This window comes from Emergencia sp. (assembly GCF_048465375.1).
Taxonomy (GTDB): Bacteria; Bacillota; Clostridia; order Peptostreptococcales; family Anaerovoracaceae; genus Senimuribacter.
The window spans coordinates 414882-431976 of record NZ_DBFWLQ010000008.1 but is presented as its reverse complement, the minus strand read 5'-3'; the positions used below and the strand labels follow the sequence as shown (position 1 = coordinate 431976).

General features: G+C 45.1%; 21 protein-coding genes. 4 read left to right on the top strand and 17 right to left on the bottom strand.

Going from position 1 to position 17095, the window contains the following annotated elements; all coding sequences use genetic code 11:
- Window positions 1-316: 316 nt before the first annotated feature.
- Entirely contained in the window at window positions 317-1456 is a 1140-nt protein-coding gene (locus ACMQ5W_RS08290) for a tyramine oxidase subunit B (protein WP_419024762.1), read from the bottom strand.
- 178 nt (window positions 1457-1634) lie between these two features.
- Between ACMQ5W_RS08290 and ACMQ5W_RS08285 the strand changes: the two genes are divergently transcribed.
- Entirely contained in the window at window positions 1635-2285 is a 651-nt protein-coding gene (locus tag ACMQ5W_RS08285; RefSeq protein ID WP_419024761.1) for a GntR family transcriptional regulator, read from the top strand.
- A gap of 31 nt (window positions 2286-2316) precedes the next feature.
- Here the strand turns inward: ACMQ5W_RS08285 and ACMQ5W_RS08280 are convergent, their stop codons facing one another.
- The 7 genes from ACMQ5W_RS08280 to ACMQ5W_RS08250 all read right to left on the bottom strand — a co-directional run bounded on the left by ACMQ5W_RS08280 (window position 2317) and on the right by ACMQ5W_RS08250 (window position 9402).
- Window positions 2317-3759 carry a sodium:solute symporter family protein gene (locus tag ACMQ5W_RS08280; RefSeq protein ID WP_419024760.1) on the bottom strand — a complete coding sequence of 481 codons (1443 nt, stop codon included), beginning with the start codon at window positions 3757-3759 and terminating at the stop codon, window positions 2317-2319.
- 18 nt (window positions 3760-3777) lie between these two features.
- The gene (locus ACMQ5W_RS08275) at window positions 3778-4419 is read right to left on the bottom strand and encodes a TrkA C-terminal domain-containing protein (RefSeq protein WP_419024759.1); all 642 of its coding nucleotides are present in this window, start codon (window positions 4417-4419) and stop codon (window positions 3778-3780) included.
- A gap of 147 nt (window positions 4420-4566) precedes the next feature.
- Complete coding sequence (locus ACMQ5W_RS08270; RefSeq protein WP_419024758.1) at window positions 4567-4881, bottom strand: hypothetical protein; 315 nt, start codon at window positions 4879-4881, stop codon at window positions 4567-4569.
- A 173-nt stretch (window positions 4882-5054) separates the two neighbouring features.
- Window positions 5055-5930, bottom strand: a complete 876-nt coding sequence (locus tag ACMQ5W_RS08265; protein WP_419024757.1) for a hypothetical protein — start codon at window positions 5928-5930, stop codon at window positions 5055-5057.
- Window positions 5931-6083: 153 nt separating this feature from the next.
- Complete coding sequence (locus ACMQ5W_RS08260; protein ID WP_419024756.1) at window positions 6084-7754, bottom strand: ankyrin repeat domain-containing protein; 1671 nt, start codon at window positions 7752-7754, stop codon at window positions 6084-6086.
- Window positions 7741-9018, bottom strand: a complete 1278-nt coding sequence (locus ACMQ5W_RS08255; RefSeq protein ID WP_419024755.1) for an RHS repeat-associated core domain-containing protein — start codon at window positions 9016-9018, stop codon at window positions 7741-7743. The genes ACMQ5W_RS08260 and ACMQ5W_RS08255 overlap by 14 nt, the downstream gene beginning before the upstream one ends.
- Before the next feature lie 168 nt (window positions 9019-9186).
- On the bottom strand, window positions 9187-9402 hold the full coding sequence (locus ACMQ5W_RS08250; RefSeq protein WP_419024754.1) for a hypothetical protein: 216 nt from the start codon (window positions 9400-9402) through the stop codon (window positions 9187-9189).
- Between the two features lie 219 nt (window positions 9403-9621).
- Here ACMQ5W_RS08250 and ACMQ5W_RS08245 point away from each other — a divergent pair, with 219 nt between their 5' ends.
- From ACMQ5W_RS08245 to ACMQ5W_RS08235, 3 genes are all read left to right on the top strand, one after another.
- Complete coding sequence (locus tag ACMQ5W_RS08245) at window positions 9622-9747, top strand: hypothetical protein (protein ID WP_419024753.1); 126 nt, start codon at window positions 9622-9624, stop codon at window positions 9745-9747.
- A 93-nt stretch (window positions 9748-9840) separates the two neighbouring features.
- The gene (locus tag ACMQ5W_RS08240) at window positions 9841-10113 is read left to right on the top strand and encodes a hypothetical protein (protein WP_419024752.1); all 273 of its coding nucleotides are present in this window, start codon (window positions 9841-9843) and stop codon (window positions 10111-10113) included.
- Window positions 10114-10122: 9 nt separating this feature from the next.
- On the top strand, window positions 10123-10296 hold the full coding sequence (locus ACMQ5W_RS08235) for a hypothetical protein (RefSeq protein WP_419024751.1): 174 nt from the start codon (window positions 10123-10125) through the stop codon (window positions 10294-10296).
- A 123-nt stretch (window positions 10297-10419) separates the two neighbouring features.
- Here ACMQ5W_RS08235 and ACMQ5W_RS08230 read toward each other — a convergent pair whose 3' ends face one another.
- The 9 genes from ACMQ5W_RS08230 to ACMQ5W_RS08190 form a co-directional block, all read right to left on the bottom strand.
- Complete coding sequence (locus ACMQ5W_RS08230) at window positions 10420-10701, bottom strand: F0F1 ATP synthase subunit epsilon (protein WP_148490353.1); 282 nt, start codon at window positions 10699-10701, stop codon at window positions 10420-10422.
- The gene (gene atpD, locus ACMQ5W_RS08225) at window positions 10694-12097 is read right to left on the bottom strand and encodes a F0F1 ATP synthase subunit beta (protein ID WP_419024750.1); all 1404 of its coding nucleotides are present in this window, start codon (window positions 12095-12097) and stop codon (window positions 10694-10696) included. The genes ACMQ5W_RS08230 and atpD overlap by 8 nt, the downstream gene beginning before the upstream one ends.
- Before the next feature lie 48 nt (window positions 12098-12145).
- Window positions 12146-13018, bottom strand: a complete 873-nt coding sequence (gene atpG / locus ACMQ5W_RS08220; RefSeq protein ID WP_419024749.1) for an ATP synthase F1 subunit gamma — start codon at window positions 13016-13018, stop codon at window positions 12146-12148.
- Entirely contained in the window at window positions 13011-14525 is a 1515-nt protein-coding gene (gene atpA, locus ACMQ5W_RS08215; protein ID WP_148490356.1) for a F0F1 ATP synthase subunit alpha, read from the bottom strand. Before atpA ends, atpG begins: the two co-directional genes overlap by 8 nt.
- Window positions 14526-14542: 17 nt before the next feature.
- Entirely contained in the window at window positions 14543-15079 is a 537-nt protein-coding gene (gene atpH, locus ACMQ5W_RS08210) for an ATP synthase F1 subunit delta (protein WP_419024748.1), read from the bottom strand.
- Complete coding sequence (atpF, locus tag ACMQ5W_RS08205; protein ID WP_419024747.1) at window positions 15070-15579, bottom strand: F0F1 ATP synthase subunit B; 510 nt, start codon at window positions 15577-15579, stop codon at window positions 15070-15072. The genes atpH and atpF overlap by 10 nt, the downstream gene beginning before the upstream one ends.
- Before the next feature lie 33 nt (window positions 15580-15612).
- Window positions 15613-15834: an ATP synthase F0 subunit C gene (atpE, locus tag ACMQ5W_RS08200; protein ID WP_148490359.1), complete on the bottom strand. Its 222-nt coding sequence runs from the start codon at window positions 15832-15834 to the stop codon at window positions 15613-15615.
- Between the two features lie 124 nt (window positions 15835-15958).
- Entirely contained in the window at window positions 15959-16699 is a 741-nt protein-coding gene (gene atpB, locus ACMQ5W_RS08195) for a F0F1 ATP synthase subunit A (protein WP_419024746.1), read from the bottom strand.
- A 1-nt stretch (window position 16700) separates the two neighbouring features.
- Complete coding sequence (locus ACMQ5W_RS08190; RefSeq protein WP_419024745.1) at window positions 16701-17063, bottom strand: hypothetical protein; 363 nt, start codon at window positions 17061-17063, stop codon at window positions 16701-16703.
- Between the last annotated feature and the right edge of the window lie 32 nt (window positions 17064-17095).

Genomic DNA, 17095 nt, shown 5'->3' with positions numbered 1-17095 from the left:
AGCGCTTCTATGTAATCATCGTGTTCCTTGAGGGCCAGTTCAAAATCTGGCTTTCCCGGATACAGTCCGCTTGTGATACCTTCTACCATTGCCTTGCACGGTCTTCTTACGATTACGTGATTAAATTTTTTCATTTTCTTTACCTCCAAAAGTTATTCAAAATTTAAAATATAATATATTAAGCTTGATTTAAATATATTTTATATAATATATGGACAATTGTCAATAGTATTTTGATTTTTCTGCCAACTTTTTTGAAAAAAATAGAACCACCGCCTCCGCGATGGTCCTATTTCATTCATATTTTCCAGTAGGGCTAGAACAGATACGGCTCTTGCCACAAGTTCAACTCTGTTCCAATCCCCTTTCTGCGGGCTGCCTCATAGACAGTCTTTCCCCATGCGACATCTTCTACAGGCATGCCGCCGATGGAATAGATGATAATCTGTTGATCACTATCGCGGCCCGGTCGTTTTCTGTTCAAGATTGCACCCAAGTTCTCTACTCTATTCCAATCCAACTTGTTGTCGTGAACCATGTCTGTAAATTTACTTCCTATGAGGAACCACGTATCAAAGGTCGGATATGGATACTCCTCTGCCCAGGTTTCATAAAGACCGGCATAGTCCACTACTAGTTTGACAGCGGGATCCATGACCATTTCATCTGGCACATTCATAGCGCCCATTCCGCAGAGAAGACAGCCCGGCTTCACCCACTCTCTTTCCACAAAAGGATAGTTTTTCTGACCTCCCGTAGGCGTTGAAGTCGCAAAGCTGAGAATATCTGCATCTCTCACACAGGTTTCCAGAGTATCACATACAATAAATTCCTTAAATTGCGGGCATTTATCTTTGACATATGCAATACACCTGTCGATGGAAGTTCTGCTCCGTCCATATATTTTTAGAGTATCCAGACTTGGACGCATGGCGGCAAAGGTTTCAACTGTAATAGAGTTGATCACGCCTGGTCCAACAATGCCGAGCACTTTGGCATCTTCGACCGCCAGATGTTTTACGCCTACGCCGGGCACTGCAGCCGTTCTATAGGCGCTGAGCAAATTCGCCGACATATAAGCGAGCGGCGCACCTGTCTGTTTATCATTCAAAATTACCATCAAAATGGAACGAGGCAGGCCGACCGACTTGTTGTCCACATTGGACCCATACCATTTTACCCCTGCAATATCAAACTGTCCCCCCAGATAGGCGGGCATGGCCATGAACCGTCTGTCAGGTCCGTCTTTCGGCATATTGGGGAATTCCGGTTCCACTGGAAAGGTGATCATAGAGCCGTGGGAGTTGGCATCCTCTCCTCCCATTCTGTAGTCCCCGTTGTCCAGCAGCTTCAAAACCTCCTCCATGCAGTCTGTACATTTTGCTGCATCATTCACCCCTGCGGCGAGCATTTCCTGCTCACTTAAATACAAAAAATCAATTCTTGGATATGTCATTTCAATTACTCCTTCCCAAATACCTTGTTTAAACACTATATTAAATTAATTATATATAACAATTTTATAATTGTCAATTCCGCCCCCACTGCAGCCTCCCGTAAAACAAAATTCTTGTTGACGAATGTCGATTCTTTGTTCTATTATAATAGATAGTAGTCTAAGGGGAGATAAGAATATGGAAAAGTTCAAAACACTGAAAGATCACGTATATGAATACATCGCAGATCAGATACGTGACGGTACTCTGCAGCCGGAGCAGAGAGTTAACGAAAACGTAATCTGCGAAAGTCTCAATATCAGCCGGACACCCGTGCGGGAAGCTCTGATCCAGCTGACAGCCGAAGGCGTTCTGGAGAACAGAGCGCGCAAAGGCTTCGTCATCAGATCGGTGTCCGAAAAAGACGTTGGCGAAATCTATGAGGTCATCGGTGTTCTAGACGGTTACGCTGCAAAATCTTCTTGCGAACATCTCACAAAACAAGACCTGGCTGACATGGCCTTTTATATTGAAACCATGGATCTGGCAATCAAAGCCGGTAATTTCGAAATGTATCATAAGCAACAGGTGGCTTTTCATCAGACTTATATTGACAAATGCGGCAACGATGCCCTGATTGATTCCATCGACAAGTTGAAAAATAAACTGCTGAAGAAGAGCTACGCAGAAGATGTAAATGGAAGTACACAGAAGGTCCTCTACACCACCAATGACGAACATCGAAAAATATTGGAACTGTTCAAATCCGAGGATAAAGACGGATTATTCCGCTATCTTTCAGAAACGCACTGGACACCTGCCTATGCGGCATACGATGCGATCATTTAACAACAAGTTGAGGGGCTGTCCGCCCCTCATTTCACTTTTTTGCTACTTCTAAAAAGCCCGACGGCTGTTTCTTATATGTAGCCAGACTCACGCCTACCAAAGCGATAGCGCAGGCTATGGCGCCGGGAACCGTAGCTCCCAGACCGAATGGCATCCCTGCCAGCTTCCAGCCGACGCAGACTGTGAAACCACTGATCATGCCGGCAATAATGCCGCTCTTCGTGGCCTTTCTCCAATACAACGCTGCAAATGCAGGCAATCCCGCCGCTGCCGCATAAAAACTCCAGGCAAACATCAGAATGGAATATGCATTCTTGATATATAAAGCAATCACTAGTGCGCCTAAAGGCAAGACAATGGCAAAGATACGCGAAAGGCGGATCTCATTTTTTTCTTTTAACTGCGGATTAAAAGTTTTGACAATGTCATGAACGCAGGTCTGCACTGATACAAGCAGATAGCTGTCTGCAGTAGACATGATGACGGACAAGATTCCCGCCAGAGCAAGACCGGTAAGTCCCACTGGCAGAACCGCAATGGCCAGTGCCGGAACGGTAGCATCTGTGGAACCGTACTGACCCAATATATCATCACCGATAATCTGATGGGCGATAAGGCCCATGAAAAATACCAGGAAGATCGTAATGCCATAGACGAAGGTCCCCAGGAACATGCCTCGCTTTGCGGATTTCTGATCCTTTGCAGCAAAGGCCCTCTGCCACATCTCCGCCCCTGCCAGGGTGAATACCAAATATGTGACAATATCACCAAGGATATCGCCGTTGATCTGCGGTTTTACCAGCGCCGGGTCCAGATTAGCTGTGAAATTGGAAAATCCTCCGACAGTATATAAGGATGCCACTGGAATTAGGATATATACGAATATCAGCAGCATGAAAAATTGTACGACATCTGTGTATACCACGCCAAAGAGCCCCGACGTGGCGGTATAAACCATGAATACGATACAGGCAATCAAAGCACCTACCTCATAAGACAGTCCCACTTCTCCTCCCAACATGCTGATAATCGTAGCCGTCGCTGTAACTTGAGAAGCCACAGTGCCCATCATGGTAAAGGCAATCATTCCGCCTAAGATGATCTTTGCTGTCTTTCCAAAACGTCGTTCAAAGAGTTCAGGCATGGACGAGACATTGTGCTGAAATCCAATGGAAGAAATTCTGCCAGCAATGCCCGAAAAGATGAACATGCCCAAAAGGTAAGGCAAGGCTGTCATAACGGCTTTGAAACCGTCAGAGTAAGCGACTCCAGCTCTTCCCATCAGGCCGCTGCCGCCGATAATGGTTGCGCAGACAGTGGCCATCATGACGATAGGGCCGAACGTCCGCCCTGCGATATAGTAATCTCCTATGTTCTTTACCTTCTTCATGAAGTGCACGCCGATTAAGACGAGCGCAACTAAGTATGCCCCGATAATGACAAGGTCAATGGTCTGTAACTGATCATGTGCCATAAATTTACCTCCAATCCTTTATATTCCTTCTTTGTTTTTTTCTGCATTCAAGAATGTCTCTACTTTGTCCGCTACCTCAGGGGGACCCACGAAGATCACATAATCGCCGCCGTATAATTCCGCTTGCGGACCTGGAGAAATCATCGTATTATAGCCGCGCCTGATGGCGACGATGGTGGCGCCAGTGGCCTGCCAGAACTGCAGGGACGCCAGGTTTCGACCAATCTTGTCTGAATCCTCTGCAATACGCACCTGATAATTGGGCAGTCTCTGCTCCGATACCGTAGAGAAGGTCTCACTTTCCAAGATGTCCGTGCAGACTTCCAAAATACGCCGGCTGGTCTCATCGTGCTGTTCCAGCAAATTCCGCAGCTCTGTCGCCTTTTCCCTGCGGTCAAGCTGTTCTTCCAGTTTCCGGGCGCATCGCCTCGCGTTGTCCGTGGACAGCACATAGACGCCGCTTTGTTCTTTGATCTCCACCACCTTCATGTCGGCGAGAATCTGTAAAGCTCTACGCATGGTCTCTGGTGAAACCTGATACTCCGAAGAGAGCTTCGTGCGCCCCGACAGTCTTTTGCCGATGGGGAAATCCCCTTCTGCGATGCGCGACGCTAAAAAATATGCAATTCTTATGTATTGAGGGAAGGTCTCTGTACTCATACTCACATACTCCCATTCAGAATATTCTCTACATTAATATATTACAACTGACAACTTTGTTTGTCAATAGGTATGTTAGTTGTAACAATTCAAGCAATAATAAAACGTGAAAGTATCATACCTCCACGTTTTATTTGTTAATTTAAATTAATTGGCTATGTCAAATCGCACCACTTCATTAAGTCCATCCCCTTTAACAAAGTATACCTTTGCATACCCTGAATCTGGCAAAGGGTTCTTCAAAAGATATGAGAAAGAAAATTCTTCATCATTTACGGTGAATGCCGCTACTCCATGATTTGCGTTCTCGTCAATTTTAAAGGTGCCTTCCAGTATTTCGTACTGCCCTATAAAGTATTTCTCAGCATATTCACGCTTTTCAGTACCTCCGGAAGAAATTGTATAACCCAGAACACATCCGAATATAATTCCTAAAAAAGTGATACTTAATATAGCTATCACGCTTTTGGCTATCGTTGATCCCCCGCTTTATAGCTTGCATACTGTTGTCTTATTATAAGCAGCGTTCCCAGTAGCATCATCAGTGTAATGAAGCTGTCCAAGGGGAATGGATGTTTTGATATTTCATACACGGTTACAAAATTCATAAAACCCTCTCTTATTGATGTGTATTTTTATTTGTATTTTACCTTATCTGTATCTGTGTCCCATACAGGGTTCTGCAGGGTGGCCGTCTCGTTGCCATTTTCGTCCAAGACATGGAGCACCAGGAGACCGGAATCTTCGCCTGTCTTGGTGTAGGATGTCAGCTGGTTCCCAGAAAGGTCGTAAGAATAATCCGTGACGACGCCGTCTGCTTCCTGGCGGACCGTCCTTCCCAGGCCGTCCTGGTAAGTGACGTTCATCACAAGTCCGTCCACCGTTTCTGTCGTTGTGAGGGTGTTCTGATAGTTCTTCTTGCTGTCTTTACCCTCATTGACGCTGACGTTGCCATAGCTGTAAGTATTCTGACTCACCTGGGTCAGCCCTTCGCCACTCTTCGAAGTCCTTATCACACAGTTCATGGCGTCATACTGGTAGCTTGACGTGATGCCGTCCGTACCGGTCTCGCTGAGCAGTGTGCCGTTTCCGTCATAGGTCCTCGCCTCCGTGGTCGTATTGACCGTTCCTTCGATATCTGCAAGAGAGCCATTCACCTTTGATGTGGTGGTCGTGATTCCTGTCATACGGCCAAAGCCGTCATAAGTAAAGGACTTCGCCTCTTTACTGATCTTCTGGCTGCTTGTGCCGAAGGCCGTGTAGGTATAGGTCACTGAGGACAGTTCTCTTCCCATGACGTCATAAGTGACCTCGGTCACCGTCTTGTTCTCTCCCGAGATGGTCGTCGTGGTTTCCCTCTTCTGTCCGCCTGCAAGCATCTGGATGTCGATATCGGTGGAAGAGATGCAGGTTCCGTCTTCCATCAGGTACTCTGCCTCGCTCTTCAGCGCGCCCTTTGCCGTATCGGATGCACCGGTATAATAGGTGTAGTTGGTAAAGGTTCCTGCCACGTTATCCGTGTTTTTACGAAATATTTTCAGAAAATTGCAAGAAAAACAGAGCATACGCTTTGTACACTCTGTTCTTCGGCCATTTGATCGCCTTGTCAATGTCCCACTTTGCTTAACTTAATAACATTGTAACACACCTCCACGTTTTCCTATTTACATTTTTTCTTTTATTAGTTCAATATTTTCCTTAAACCCCGCTTGTTTTGCCAAATCATATGGGGTATCGCCGTCACTGTTTTTTAATGTAAGATCCGCTCCATGGTCAATCAGGTACTTTAAGATATCCTTGCTTGGACTGTAGGCAGCCACATGAATTGCCGATTCAGTGTATCCTCCTTCATCTTTGTACAGATAATTGATATCTGATCCCTTCGATATGAGAAGTTTCACTATCTTGAAATTACCATACGTAACAGCGCTGATCAGCGGCGTACAAGTCGCTGGCCTAATATCATTAATACCTTTGATTTTCTTAGTCATAATTTCTGCCAGGTCATCATACCCGGCAGAAACGGCTCTTGCGATTGCCTCAGCATCTGGCTGTACTCCTGCTTTTAGAAGCCTTCTCGCGCAGTCCTCGTTGCTATCTGACAAATTGGCCAGCAGTGAGGCGCCAACTTCATCTTTGATTTTAAATGGCATTCTCGACAGCAGGATTCCAAACATATCTACATTATCATCTCTCAATGATGCTTGAAAGTAGCCTTCCAGTAGTTCTGCATTATCTGGTTTAACACCATTTTCAAACAGAATATTTAGAGATGCCTCATTCCCATAACTGCACGCTGAACTCCATCCACTTTCATACTCATTATCTGGAAAATCTATTCCCTGTGAAAGAAAAAAGTTCACGTTCTCTTTCTTTCCACCAATTAATGCATTGATAATTGGTGACTTTGAGATTACATCATCATCTGGAGACAGATTTTTGATATTGATCCCCATTTCAGCTAATACCTTTACCGCTTCAACCGTATTGTATTGAGCCGCTAAATCCAGTGGTGTATTACCACCCTCATCTTTTATATTAAAATCAAGGCCGTCTCTATTAAGTCTTTTTAACGTGGATGCCTTACAGTTTTTGGAAGCGTACAATGCAATGTACTTCCGCTCTTTTTCAGGGATGCTTTGGCTCGAACTTTCTGATAGCAGTTTTTGATCATTTCCATAAATGGCAAATTCTAATGCTTTACTGATTTTTATCTTCTTATCTTCTTTCTTCACCATTTCTAGAATTTCTAATGCATATTCGTAACCATCAGGGTTATTTATACACGTATGCAACGTTTTTGCATCTGGAATGCAGCCGTTTGCTGTCAGCAGTTTCAACTCAGTTCTAACCGCATTTTTCTTGGTGGGTTTTGCTCCGTTAATTACATAATCTAACGCAGTCTTTCCCTCTTCATCTCTGATTAAAGGGTCTGCTCCTGCTTTTAGCAACGGTTCTGTTAGCACAAGCGTTGACTCCATCAAATAAGTAGTCTTATAATCTAAAATGCTGTTTACGTCTGCGCCCTCTTTAATCAGCAGCAAAGGGATTTTATCCGTGTTACTGCTGCACGTATCGATAGCAATGCCCAAAGCACGTCTGTCCCTCATCGAGAAATTAGTAATCTCCGATGTACCGATGTCCTCAAGATTAACCTCAGGATTGTCTCTCAGCACTTCGACAACGCCCTGGTAGTTGTTGTTAATGATCGCAGCATAGAGCTTTTTTTCTGCGCCATTACCCGTGTTACACGACATCAGTATAAAAAAGCAGCTGACACTTAAGGTAACACAAATCATTTTTTTAATTTTCCTCATTTTTTTATTTCCATTCAAATGTTTTCCTTCTCCAGTTTTTCCCACTTACCTTGATATTGTTTGACTTTTTTGAATTAGCGACTTTCGAGAACTTGGAAGATAGTTGTTTCATTTCACTAGTATGGCTGTTACTATCAAACCAAATTGTCCCTGTCATCCTTAACTTGTCTGCAGCGACGGAATGCCCCTGTGGTAAAAATACTGATGGTTGAAATGCATTGAGCCACCACGATTTTCCCTGTACTGTCGATGTACTGCTATCGCGGGTGAATAGTTTCGTACCTCCGATATATAATGACATTCTCATCCTCAACCTGCGGCTCTTTTGATATGCACATTTCCACAAAAATCCGCTTTTGTAGTATAATCCAATTTCGCAGCCATTTGAAAAGTCTGTAGAAATAGGTCCATAAAGACTTGGTAATCTCATTTTTCCATACTGCCCTTTCCACAGAACCAGTTTCCACTTTCCCGCCACAACAGTAAAATCTTTTATTTTGATTCCAAACATAGACGCCGCAAAATCATAAACATCGTAGTATCCAAAATATTTCTGTGGTGCATTCTGGTTAAATGCGAAATACCCTTGGTTTTTACTGTAAAATCCCCAGTAACCATGCCCGCTTGGATCCACGTAGTTCACCGGGTTATTGGCACAGTATGCATACAGGTGCAGTGAGCCCGGTTCTTCTGCATTACCCCGGTAGGTGTCCTCTGTCAGGAACCTGCCGTCACCCGGGTCATAGTACCTCGCATTGAGATAATACAGTCCGGTTCCCTTATCCCAGATCCCTCCGGTGTAGGCGATTTCATTGTAGAACTCCGAATTAACCGTAGTCTCACCGAAGTCGCTGTACTGGTAGGCAGCCGCACAGGCTCCTGTGCCATCGAGTATGCTGGTGGTGCTGCCACGCATATCCTTGTTATAGAAGTAATATGCTTTTGCCGCTTCCTGATTCCTCTCGCTGGCGATGATGTTTCCGGCTTCGCCCAAGATGTTCATCGCCCTTACGGAGTCATCACCGTCTGTGCAGACCACGCTGCCTCCCTGGTATCTGTAACGGGTGGCAGCATCATTCTCCGTCTTACTGATCCGCTGTCCCTCCCCGTTGTAGGAATTCTTCTGGTTCAGGGTTTCCGTTCCATTCTTGGTAAGTACAGCCGTATCCAGACGGTTATCTGCATCGTAGCTGTAGGTATTGACCTGCCCGCTGCCGGCGGTTTCCTTTGTCAGGTTTCCGTTGGCATCGTAGGTATAGCTGCTGTTGCCGCTGGCTACCATCTGGTTCAGCCCGTTGTAGCTGTTTGTCGTCGTCTGGCCATTTTCCGTCTCACTGAGGCGGTTGCCTGCCTTGTCATAAGTATAGGACTTCTGGTTCTTGACACAGCCGGTGGCATTGTCCGTTACCGTGGTGGCTGCCAGCCTGCCCAGTGCATCATAGGTGTATGCCTAGGATTCATCAACTTTTTCGTCATCTTTAGATGGATAGTTGTTCAGCCTGGTCTCTGTGACGATCTGGCCGTTCTTATCATAGGCATAGGTATATTCTTCTGCCGTGGCTTCTCTTTCACTGTCCGTCATCATAATAGATGCAGGGCGCAGGAAGTGGTCATAACCGTAAGTCTTCAGAATATGCCCTTCACCACCCAGTGCAGTGTAAGACATTCAAATCCATCATACCTTCTTTCCGTAAACCTGTAAAGGGTTTGTGCATCGGGTACCCACTTCTTATGGTATTGTAAGGTTACCAAATAGACTGTTTACAGTTGTTGAAAATTGGAATAATTTGTATGCAAATAACGACATCGGGCAGACACAATTCGACAAATTTGCTATAAAACTAACCGAAGCGATATTTGAAATTTAATTTAGGAGGAAGAAGAAATGAACAGAAAGTCAGAGGTGGATTGTGACGGCAATAAACCACAGAAACAGCAGTTTCATATGGAGCATCAAAATCAAAATTCAGTTCAGGGCTCACAAATAGTTATCGGAATGTATCAAAATTGATAATAAGCAAGATTAAAGCGAAAGCAGAGAAAAACTATCATAAACGGATCAGAAGAACCTATGATATAGCCTGTGCAAAATAAGGAGGCAGGAATGGAGAAGCAAACTATCATATATGAGATACCAGAAAAACTGTTCCCTGAGGATGTGTTCACGTTTGCAGCTTTTCTAATCGGCGCAGGGCTTGCGATTACTTCTGTGGCATTTGAGCTGAAGAAGACCAGACGTTTGAAATGGACGAACGCGTTATTACTCATTGGAGCGATGCTGATTGGAATTGTAGGGGCAATGGGGTTAAAGGATACTGCGATTTATGGAGCTAACGAACTCAGCCCATATTCCAAAGCTTATTATGAGGGTCAGTAAGAGACACTTGTGGGTATTCCGAAAGAAGCAGAAACCGGAGGAGATTGGACTTCGTTTTATCTGGGAGATTCTACATATTATTTTAGGGGTGGTGATGTGATTCCTAAGAGAAAGAAGATAAAAATATACTATGTGATCGATGAAAATGGTGATAATATAATTGTCAGAATGGATCTCATATAAATATACTTGTGACAATCAAGCATAAAACGATTGTAATAAAGCGTTTCTCATAATTTTAAAGCGGCTATTCGAAGTTGTTATTCTCGTATAGCCGCTCTTTTTAATTTTTATTCCTTGTTATTCCTATTCTTCTGTCCACACTGCCTCATCGGTGTAAACCACAAAGCGGTCTTTGATGTCCACGTGGCCGCCTTTGATGTCGATCAGCTTCAAATTCTTAGCGCCGACCTCGCGGATTTTGACTCTGCCTTTCTCGGCAAGGAGTTTCACGCACCAGACGTGATGTGCCATAAAGCCTTCTTCTCCTTCGGTGGTCGGCACGACGACCAATTCCACCTGACCAGAATAGAACATTTCCCTCGGCGTGATGACCTCGAGCAAAACGCCTTTATCCGCGTCACTCATGTGCCTGCTCCTTAGATTCTTCGTACTTCGCTACGACATCATCGATGCCGCCGGCAAAGAGGAACATGGATTCTGGAATTTCGTCGTGCTTTCCTTCCAAAATCTCCTTAAAGCCGCGCACCGTCTCCGCAATTGGTACATATTTTCCCTTCATGCCGGTAAACTGTTCGGCTACGCTGAATGGCTGCGACAGGAATCTCTGAATCTTTCTCGCTCTGGCAACCGTTTCTTTGTCTTCCTCAGAAAGCTCATCCATACCTAAAATCGCAATGATATCCTGCAAATCACGGTATTTCTGCAATACCTTCTGTACGCCTCTGGCGACTTCGTAATGCTCTTCTCCCAAAATCAGCGGGTCGAGAATTCTCGAGTTAGAAGCCAAAGGATCTACCGCCGGATAAATGCCCAGTTCTGTGATGGAACGGGAAAGAACGGTGGTCGCATCCAAGTGGGCAAAGGTCGTGGCTGGAGCCGGGTCAGTCAAGTCGTCAGCCGGCACGTAGACCGCCTGAACCGAAGTGATAGAGCCCTCTTTTGTAGAGGTGATTCGCTCCTGCAATGCGCCCATCTCCGTAGCCAGGGTCGGCTGATATCCTACCGCAGATGGCACACGGCCCAGCAATGCTGAAACTTCTGAGCCTGCCTGGGTAAATCTAAAGATATTGTCGATAAACAGCAATACGTCCTGCTTTTCTTTGTCTCTGAAATATTCCGCCATAGTAAGGCCCGTGAGAGCCACTCTCATTCTGGCGCCAGGCGGTTCGTTCATCTGGCCGAACACCATGGCAGTCTTCTTCAGTACGCCCGATTCCGTCATCTCGTTGTACAGATCGTTCCCTTCTCTGGTTCTCTCACCAACACCAGCAAATACAGAAATTCCACCGTGTTCCGTAGCGATGTTGTTGATCAGTTCCTGGATCAGAACGGTCTTGCCTACGCCAGCGCCGCCAAAGAGGCCGACCTTTCCGCCCTTTGTATAAGGTGCAATCAAGTCGATGACTTTAATGCCCGTTTCAAAAATATGAGACGTCGTGTCCTGGTCTTCAAACTTCGGCGCTTGTCTGTGAATCGAACTTTTCACTTCTGTTACGACTGGGCCTTTTTCATCAATGGGATCCCCCAGGACGTTAAACAATCTGCCCAGTACTTCCTTGCCCACAGGGACCTTGATCGGTTCCCCTGTGTCAATCGCTTCCATTCCTCTCGAAAGCCCGTCGGTAGAAGACAAGGCGACGCATCTCGCCTGGTCGTCACCGATATGCTGATGTACCTCCGCCACAATGTTTTTTCCATCGACCGGAATTTCGATGGCGTTGAGCAGCTCCGGCATTTCGTCGGGATGGAATCTGATATCTATTACAGGCCCAATAATCTGATGTATTGTTCCTTTATTCAATGACTTTCACCTCCAATTGCATTTTGCTGTAAACCATTTTCCTGGTTGTCATCGCTGTGCCTCTGAACCCGCAACGATTTCGATGATTTCGTCCGTAATTTCAGACTGTCTGGCATGGTTATATTCAAGCTGCAGATCTGCCAGCATATCTTTCGCATTGTCATTGGCATTTTCCATCGCCGTACGTCTTGCCGCATATTCACATGTAGCGGACTCAATACACGTGCTGAAAATCATCAATTCAATGTATTTCGGAATGAGATAGCTAAAAACCGCCTCTGCAGAGGGTCCATATTCGATGGGATTGGTGTAGCCGCCCCGATCTCCTTCACTGTGAATATCGATGGGAAGCAGCTTCTTCACAATGACTTCCTGTTTCAGCGTGTTGACATAAGAGGTATATACGATATCGATTTCATCAATTTCTCCCTTTGTATACAACTCCATCAGCGGTCCACTGATTTCCTTTGTCTCTTCAAAGGTCACGGTATCCGCCGGTGCGTCATGCTCCATCAAAATCTCCACGCCGTGATGGGCAAAATATTCCCTGCCCTTAGAGCCGATGGTCACCATCCGTACGTTGCTGTAATCACTGCCGTATTCAGAAAGCTTCTCCGTCATGGTTCGGATGACATTGCCGTTAAAACTGCCGCAGAGTCCATTACTGCTGGTGATTAAAACGTAGCACTTCCTTTTGACTTCCCTGCTTCCAGTCAGAAATCGCTGCGGTACGTCCTCAACGTCGTCCAAGGTCTCTTGAATTGATTCCAGCAGTCTTCCCAGATAAAGTTTAGAACTCTCAAAAGCGGACTTTGCTTTACGCAGCTTTGCTGCAGAAACCAACTTCATGGCATTGGTAATTCGCTCCGTACTGCCAATACTTTTGATCCTTCTCTGGATGTTCTGCATTTGTTCAGCCATCGATAAAACCTACCTTTTTAAACTCCTTGATGCCTTTGATCAGAAGTTTCTCAGTATCTGCGCTGTAGTCCCCTGTACTGCGGATTTCTTTTCCAATCTCGGGGAAATGGTCATCCATATATGGATAAAATTGTTTTTCAAATGATTTAATCTGATCGACGTCGATATCATCCAGATATCCATTGGATGCCGCATAGAGAATCATTACCTGGTGCACCACATCCACTGGTCCGTATTGTCCCTGCTTGAGAATTTCCATGAGGATTTTTCCGTGATCCAGTTGCTTCTTTGTATTGGCATCAACGTCAGAGCCAAACTGAGAGAAGGTCTGCAGTTCTCTGTACTGCGCCAGCATCAGCTTGATCTTGTTGGATACCTTTTTCATTGCTTTGATCTGCGCGTTTCCGCCAACTCGGGAAACAGAGATACCTGCGTTGATTGCCGGTCTCTGCCCAGAGAAGAACAACTCCGTTTCAAGGAATATCTGTCCGTCTGTAATAGAGATGACGTTGGTCGGAATATAGGCAGAAACGTCGCCAGCCTGTGTTTCAATCAACGGCAGCGCCGTAATCGAACCCCCGCCTAATTCATCAGACAGTTTTGCCGCTCTTTCCAAAAGACGGCTGTGAAGGTAGAACACATCTCCCGGATATGCTTCTCTTCCTGGCGGTCTTCGAAGAAGTAGTGACATCGCTCTATAGGCAACAGCATGTTTTGATAAATCATCGTAGATAATCAAAACGTCTTTTCCTTTATACATGAAATATTCGGCAATAGCACAGCCGGAATACGGTGCAATGTACTGCAGCGGCGCCACTTCACTGGCAGTTGCAGACACTACGATGGAGTATTTCATCGCACCTTGATTTTCAAGGTTCTGTACGAGCTGAGCTACCGTGGATTTTTTCTGGCCGATTGCCACATAGATACAGATGACGTCTTTATCTCTTTGGTTTAATATAGCATCCACTGCGATAGCAGTTTTTCCTGTCTGCCTGTCTCCGATAATCAATTCACGCTGCCCTTTTCCGATAGGCATCATCGCGTCGATGGCTTTAATTCCTGTCTGCAGCGGTTCATTAACCGACTTTCTCTGCAGAACCCCCGGTGCCGGATACTCTATCGGCCTATGTTCCGTCGTTTCAATGGCACCTTTCCCGTCAATAGGCTGGCCTAAGGCATCAACTACACGGCCAATCATCGCGTCTCCAACGGGAACATCTACCACGGTGCCTGTCGGTTTTACGATATCACCTTCACCGATTTCTCTGTCGGAACCCAGAATAACAGCACCTACATTATCCTCTTCCAAGTTCAAAGCCATTCCATAGGTTTCCCCTGGAAACTCCAAAAGTTCACCAGACATGCACCGATTCAGTCCATATACCCTGGCGATGCCGTCTCCAACTTGCATGACCGTACCGAAATCGGAAATTTCCAGCTGCTTGCTGTAGTTCTTTATCTGTTCTTTTATCAGACCGCTTATTTCATCAGGTCTTAAATTCATAGAGGTTCCCCTCCCTTCTATAGCTTTTTCAATTTATAGTCCAAATCATCGAGGCTGGCGCGAAGTGACGCGTCAATCAGCTTGCCGTCAATCAAAAGCTTGACGCCGCCTAATAAACTCTTATCAATCTTATTTCTAAGTTTCACCTTTTCTCTTAGAAGTTTACCTGCTTCAGTCTCAAATTTCTCAAGCTGTTCCTGGCTTAAAGGGACTGTTGAGTAAATTTTTCCGTAAGCCTCGCCTCTGTATTCATCCATCAGTTTCAGATATTCCTTTACAATTCTGTGGTAATGGAACATTCTGTCCTTGTCAATCAGGATATAAAGAAAGGATAACACTTCTTCACTGACCCTTCCCTTAAAAACATTCCTGATCATGGCTTTCTTTTTTACGACTGGAATTGCCGGATTACACAGTAAACTGACGTAATCCTCTTCTTTTTTTAATATTCCATCGATCTGATCGATTTCTTCTTTTATTTCATCAATCTTGTCAAGCTCAACTGCTGCATCAAAGAGAGCTTTTCCATAGGTCATTGCTATAATCAACTCCATGGCTTTTCTTCAGCCTCCTCGATAATCTTATTGATGATTTCCTCATGATCCTCAGGGGAAAGTTCTTTCTCCAGAATCTGTTCTGCAGCCATCATTGCCAGGCTGCCCACTTCTTCTTTCAATTCCTTCCTTGCGTTATACTGCTCACGCCTGATTTCTTTCTGAGAGTGATCAATAAGATTCCTTGCCTTCTCATTGGCGCTGTCGACGATTTCCTTCGCTTGCACTTTCGCCTCGTCTCTAGCTGCTTTGAGCATCTGCCTGCTTTCCATCTCAACATTGGCAATCTTCGCTTCATAATTCTGCAGCTTCTCATCTGCCAGCTTATTGACATTGTCAGCATTTTCAATTGAACTTTTAATTTCATTCTCGCGATCCACCATAAATCTGTGAACCTTTTCAAAGAAGAATACCTTCAGGACGATGAATAAAACAATGACTGTGATGAGTGTGAACAACAAATTCCAGTTTAATGTCAACAGCGGTTGAATCATTTCCATGTCTTATCCGCCTCCTTCCGTGGATTCTCTCTATTAGAGCTTACTTGCTAACATGATGGCAATAACAAAGGATAATACGCCGATGGTCTCCATGATGGCCATACCTACGATCATCGTCGTTCTGATCGTGCCGCTTGCTTCCGGCTGTTTTGAAATACCCTCCAGACCTTTGCTCAGTCCCAGTCCCTGACCGATACCGATACCTAATGCTGCCAGGCCGATTGCGATGCCTGCTCCTATTGCTATAATACCCATTTTCTTACCTCCGTTTATTTATTATCATTTAATGGCATTCTGTCCAAAGAGCCCTTGGGCGATTTGCATGACAGAATTTATGCTGGCGTTCCCCAGCCTATGACCGGCGCGGAACGCATCGTATTTATTTTTTATCATTGGTGCTGACTCTTGACGATACACCTTCCATAGCCGACGCCAGGAACACCATGGTCAGCATTGTAAAGATGTAAGTCTGAATCGCCGGCTCAAAGATATCGAAGAAGCCGTTGAGCGGCAACACGGTAACAGCCCGTAGAAACGGAACATCTGTAAGCAAACTGCTCAGGAATTCCATCAAAGTCATCCACAGGTCTACTACAATAACGCCTCCCAGAATGTTTCCGAAAAGTCGCAGTGAAAGCGACACCGGTAAAGTGATATCTTCTAAGATTTTCAGCGGGAACATGAACGGATATGGGTCGCACATTTCCCGTAATCTTCCTCTTACTCCAAGTTTCCTTATACTGTTGGCTTGAATCAGAATAAAAGTCAGACCAGATAAGGCAAAGGTCACATTCAGATCCGCCGTAATCGGACGAAGCCCCAGCAGCCCCAGAGAACTGCCGCAGACGATGAACGCAAAAATTGTTCCGATGTAAGGGGCAAAATGTTCATTTTCCTCTCCCATATTCTCTCGGGTATACTTGTATATCCACCCGACAATGGTCTCTGCTATAATTTGTTTCCCCTTGGGGACAGTTTTCAGTCCACTCCCCAGCCAGATTCCCACTGCCGCTAAAATGGCGGCAAGTATGAGGCCAAAGAGGGTACTCTCTGTAATCAGCAGTTTCCCACCTGCGAGACTGAGGATAATGCGAGATCCCAGCTCGTCAATGTTTATCATTCTATCCCTCCTTCACATATGTAATCACTGAAGCAGCGGTCAGACCCAATACGCCGATTCCATATGCGGCCAGTGCAACAACGTCAATTCTGTAGCATAGATATCCTGCCACCCCAAAAAGTAAAAACCTCCCCATGTGAAGCAGGAAGGCCAACCATATTTGTTTTCCGTCTATAGCATAATCTATAACTTTTTCCAAAGCAATTAGATTAACGGTCACTGCACATATTCCCATTATTAAGCCAATCGTAAATCTCCAGTCAAATCCAAGAACGAACAGGGAAAAGGCCTCACAAAGTAAACCGTAAACCACCATGTAGAAGAAAATCTTCCATTTTTCTCTTGTAAACTTTTCCCTGTTCATTTTGAACTACACCCCATTATATGCTTTTTTTT

Bases quoted from the DNA above. Each gene is read 5' to 3' on its own strand.
- ACMQ5W_RS08290 (WP_419024762.1), bottom strand. From the start codon at position 1,456: ATGACATATCCAAGAATTGATTTTTTGTATTTAAGTGAGCAGGAAATG.
- ACMQ5W_RS08285 (WP_419024761.1), top strand. From the start codon at position 1,635: ATGGAAAAGTTCAAAACACTGAAAGATCACGTATATGAATACATCGCA.
- ACMQ5W_RS08280 (WP_419024760.1), bottom strand. From the start codon at position 3,759: ATGGCACATGATCAGTTACAGACCATTGACCTTGTCATTATCGGGGCA.
- ACMQ5W_RS08275 (WP_419024759.1), bottom strand. From the start codon at position 4,419: ATGAGTACAGAGACCTTCCCTCAATACATAAGAATTGCATATTTTTTA.
- ACMQ5W_RS08255 (WP_419024755.1), bottom strand. From the start codon at position 9,018: ATGGTAGCCAGCGGCAACAGCAGCTATACCTACGATGCCAACGGAAAC.
- ACMQ5W_RS08250 (WP_419024754.1), bottom strand. From the start codon at position 9,402: ATGTCTTACACTGCACTGGGTGGTGAAGGGCATATTCTGAAGACTTAC.
- ACMQ5W_RS08245 (WP_419024753.1), top strand. From the start codon at position 9,622: ATGAACAGAAAGTCAGAGGTGGATTGTGACGGCAATAAACCACAGAAA.
- ACMQ5W_RS08240 (WP_419024752.1), top strand. From the start codon at position 9,841: ATGGAGAAGCAAACTATCATATATGAGATACCAGAAAAACTGTTCCCT.
- ACMQ5W_RS08230 (WP_148490353.1), bottom strand. From the start codon at position 10,701: ATGAGTGACGCGGATAAAGGCGTTTTGCTCGAGGTCATCACGCCGAGG.
- atpG (WP_419024749.1), bottom strand. From the start codon at position 13,018: ATGGCTGAACAAATGCAGAACATCCAGAGAAGGATCAAAAGTATTGGC.
- atpA (WP_148490356.1), bottom strand. From the start codon at position 14,525: ATGAATTTAAGACCTGATGAAATAAGCGGTCTGATAAAAGAACAGATA.
- atpH (WP_419024748.1), bottom strand. From the start codon at position 15,079: ATGGAGTTGATTATAGCAATGACCTATGGAAAAGCTCTCTTTGATGCA.
- atpF (WP_419024747.1), bottom strand. From the start codon at position 15,579: ATGGAAATGATTCAACCGCTGTTGACATTAAACTGGAATTTGTTGTTC.
- atpE (WP_148490359.1), bottom strand. From the start codon at position 15,834: ATGGGTATTATAGCAATAGGAGCAGGCATCGCAATCGGCCTGGCAGCA.
- atpB (WP_419024746.1), bottom strand. From the start codon at position 16,699: ATGATAAACATTGACGAGCTGGGATCTCGCATTATCCTCAGTCTCGCA.
- ACMQ5W_RS08190 (WP_419024745.1), bottom strand. From the start codon at position 17,063: ATGAACAGGGAAAAGTTTACAAGAGAAAAATGGAAGATTTTCTTCTAC.